Origin of the sequence: Mycobacterium sp. (genome assembly GCF_035499775.1) — a bacterium.
GTDB lineage: Bacteria > Actinomycetota > Actinomycetes > Mycobacteriales > Mycobacteriaceae > Mycobacterium.
Genome location: NZ_DATJYB010000521.1, coordinates 1 through 3559 on the forward strand (window position 1 = coordinate 1; position 3559 = coordinate 3559).

Consider the following 3559-nt stretch of genomic DNA (forward strand, 5'->3'; position numbering starts at 1 on the left):
TCCATGGCCAGGTCGTCGGTAGACCACGCGTCGCTGCCGTCGCGGTTGATCGCGGCCATGCACAACCGCACCTGCGAGCCCGGCGGTAGTGTCATGCCGCCGACGTTGACGAACTCGGTCACGATGCGGGGCGCCACCGGCGCCGGCGGCTGCAGGCGGATGATCTCTTCGATGAAAACCCTGATCTGCCTCGGGTTGTCGCGAAGGTCCTCGCGCAACTGCGGCCGGCGAGCCAACTCGAACAGGCAGAACCCGATGATCGCCGTCACTGTGTCCAGGCCCGCCAGGATCAACAGGTGACTCATTCCGAGCAGTTCGATATCGGTGAAGTCGCCCGGGCCGGTCATCACCCGCGACAACATGTCCGAGCCCGGGTTTTCCCGCCGTTGTTGGATCGCCTTGTAGAGATATTCCAACAACTCGGTCTGGCCCGCCTGGAGCTCGGCGACCGTGAGGTACTCCTTGTCGCCGATGATGGCGTCTTTCCAGGCGATCAGCTGGTCACGATCCTCCAGCGGCATGCCGTAGAGGTCGAGGAAAGCCTGAAACGGGTAGAGCCGGGCGAAATCTGCCATGACCTCGCATTCGCCCCGGCCGGCGAACGCCTCGATCATCTCAGTCGCGTGCCGCTGCAGCACCGGCCGCGACCTGCCCAGCGTGGTCGGGCTGAAATAGGGCTGCAGGATCTGGCGGTAGCGGGTGTGCTGCGGGGGGTCGAACGCCAGCGGAATCACCGGCAGCGGATCCGACGGCGGCTGCAGGATCGTCGAGGAGAAGACCTTGGGATTGCGCAGCGCGGCCAGCACGTCCTCGCGACGGGTGAGGTAGTAGTAGCCGTTCATGAAGACCACGGGCCCGGCGTCGCGCAGTGTCTTCCATCCGACCCCTCGGTCGGCGCCCAACGGCAACTCCGAATATTCAAGCCGCGGTAGGTGAAACGCACCGGCCTGGCCTCCCCAGCCGGTCGGGCCCAGAGTGCTCATGCGTTGAAAGACTCTCCCTTTGATCCGACGCCGACGCAGCCAAGCCGGGCTGCCACCGCCCAATATGGCATGCGCGGTGGACACCCACCAATCGGACTGCCGGGCCGCGTCGAGTCCCGGATTGAGTGGCGGATAGTGGTGGATAGTGTACGTATCGAGCTGTCCGCCACGATCTGGCCTTGGAGTGGTCGGGAGAGGACGTCGCAGTGAAGGTTCGTCTCGAACAGGCAAGATGCGTGGGACACGCCCAGTGCTACGCGGTCGATGCCGACCTGTTCCCGATCGACGAGTCCGGCTATTCGATCCTCCAAGAGCACGAGGTGCGTCCCGAGGACGAAGAGCTGACCCGCGACGGGGTCGCCTCGTGCCCCGAGATGGCACTCATTCTCGAAGGCGACTGAGGTAACCAAAAGGTGTCTTGCCGGTGCCGGTTATTGCGCGCGACCTTCGCCGTTTGCGCAGGTGGCAGCCACCCGCCCGGACGTCAGAACTTAACGGCGGTTTAACAACAGTTTGCGAGGAATGAATAGTTGGCATCGCCGCCTCCCAACCTCGAGTCGGCCCTCTAAAGTCTCTGATGAGCGGCGAACCGGTCACGAAAAGGATCTCGCTCAAAGACGTTAAACACCGAACGGATATCGAGGCAGAGGGCAAAAGCCGCAGATGATTCCAGTATCGGCGCAACGATTGAACGCCCGGAACATGTCGGGTCGTCCGGCGAAAAGGCCGGGCCAAGTAACTACTGGTCTTCGCAGCAGCGTGGCTGCATGTGCGCGATAGCGACAGCCGAGACCGCCGCCAGTGGTCGGTTGAGGAGGGGTGGTGTTTGACTTCGGGGTATTGCCGCCTGAGATTAATTCGGGGCGGATGTACACCGGTCCGGGCTCCGGGCCGATGATGGCCGCCGCGTCGGCGTGGGATGGGTTGGCGGCTGAATTAGGTACGGCCGCTTCGGGTTACACGTCGGTGGTGGACGAGCTGACCAGTTCGCCGTGGCTGGGTCCGGCGTCGCGGGCGATGATGGCCGCGGTCACCCCGTACGTGAGTTGGATCAGCGCGTCGGCCGCTCAGGCCGAGGACGCCGCCAGCCAGGCCCGCGCGGCCGCGGCCGCCTATGAGACCGCGTTTGCGATGACGGTGCCGCCGCCGGTGATCGCGGCCAACCGGGTGTTGTTGATGACGTTGATCGCCACGAATTTCTTCGGAATAAATAGCGCGGCGATCGCGGCCACCGAGGCGCAGTACATGGAAATGTGGGCCCAGGACGCCGCCGCCATGTACGGCTATGCCGCCTCCTCGGCACTGGCCACCCAATTGGCCCAGTTCGCGGATCCGCCGGATACCACCACCCCGGCCGCGGCGGGCGGCCAGTCGGCTGCCGTCGCCCAAGCCACCGCGACCCCGGCCGGCGATGCCGTCCAGACCATCACGGCCACGATCCCGCAGTTGCTCTCCGGGGCTGCATCGCCGGCACAGTCCCTGGCGTCGCCGGCGGCCAGCACGCTGCCGTGGCCGCTGTCGTTGATTCAAGACACGATCACTGATTTCCTCACCATGGGCCTACCTACTCCGGCCAACAACTGGATGGGCCTGGCCCCGGGTCAGTACACCGCGATCATCAAGCAGACGCTGCAGGCCTACTTCGGGCTGGGCATCGGCAACTTCGGCTGGTCGATCGGGCAGCAGACGTACAACGGCCCGTTGGGATCGACGGCCGGTTCGGGTGGTGCCTGGTTCCCGACGCCGCAATTCGCCGCGCTGGGCGCGGGCGGCTGGGCCGGCCCGCACGCGGCGCACGGGGTGTCGGCGACGATGTCGTCAGGCGCCAGGGTCGGCGGGCTGTCGGTACCGGTGAGCTGGACCGGCGGCGCGCCCGGCACGACCGAAGGGGCCGCCACGAAGCTGGTGAGCGCCAACGTTCTCGCCGGCGAGCCGGGCGGAAAACCCCCGATGAACACCGCGCTGGGCGGCATGCCGGTCGGAACGCGGGCCGCGCAGCGCACCGGCAACATGGGCGTCCGATACGGATTCCGCTACAACGTGCTTACCCGTCCACCGTCGGCAGGGTAAGACCGTGTCCACCGCAACGATGCAGCCCCACCACCGTAACTGGGAAGTGAAAGTAGCCAACAAGTGAACAGCAGTCATCCGGTAAGGAGAATTTCGCAGCGAAGGGGCGCTGCGGCACTCGATCGAATTAGCGTTATCAACAACCAAGTCCCGAAGGTGTTCGAGCCGGAAGGTTATCGAGGAGGAATCCCATGTCATTTGTGACTGCGCAACCCGAGGCACTGGCGGCGGCGGCCGGCACCTTGCAGGGCATCGGCTCGGCGTTGAGCGCCCAGAATGCCGCGGCCGCGGCGCCCACCAGCGGTGTGGTGCCCGCGGCCGCCGATGAGGTCTCGGCGCTGACCGCGGCCCAGTTCGCCGCGCACGCCCAGGTGTATCAGGCGGTCAGCGCGCAGGCCGAGGCCATTCACCAGTTGTTCGTCACCACCTTGGGCATCAGCTCGGGGTCCTACCTGGCCACCGAGGCCGCCAACGCGGCCGCGGCCGGTTAAAAGGGGAGAACCAAT

4 protein-coding genes are annotated in these 3559 nt (G+C 65.8%); 3 read left to right on the forward strand and 1 reads right to left on the reverse strand.

Annotation, left to right across the window (positions count from 1 at the left end; translation table 11 throughout):
• A partial coding sequence (locus tag VML93_RS32030) for a cytochrome P450 (RefSeq protein ID WP_325616852.1) occupies nucleotides 1–983 on the reverse strand: 983 nt, incomplete at its 3' end.
• 206 nt (nucleotides 984–1189) lie between these two features.
• On the opposite strand from VML93_RS32030, the gene VML93_RS32035 reads away from it, so the two are divergent.
• The 3 genes from VML93_RS32035 to VML93_RS32045 all read left to right on the forward strand — a co-directional run bounded on the left by VML93_RS32035 (nucleotide 1190) and on the right by VML93_RS32045 (nucleotide 3544).
• On the forward strand, nucleotides 1190–1384 hold the full coding sequence (locus VML93_RS32035; protein ID WP_325616854.1) for a ferredoxin: 195 nt from the start codon (nucleotides 1190–1192) through the stop codon (nucleotides 1382–1384).
• Nucleotides 1385–1805: 421 nt separating this feature from the next.
• Entirely contained in the window at nucleotides 1806–3053 is a 1248-nt protein-coding gene (locus VML93_RS32040; protein ID WP_325616856.1) for a PPE family protein, read from the forward strand.
• Nucleotides 3054–3244: 191 nt separating this feature from the next.
• Nucleotides 3245–3544: a PE family protein gene (locus tag VML93_RS32045; protein ID WP_325616858.1), complete on the forward strand. Its 300-nt coding sequence runs from the start codon at nucleotides 3245–3247 to the stop codon at nucleotides 3542–3544.
• Nucleotides 3545–3559: the final 15 nt, after the last annotated feature.

Bases quoted from the DNA above. Each gene is read 5' to 3' on its own strand.
- VML93_RS32045 (WP_325616858.1), top strand. From the start codon at position 3,245: ATGTCATTTGTGACTGCGCAACCCGAGGCACTGGCGGCGGCGGCCGGC.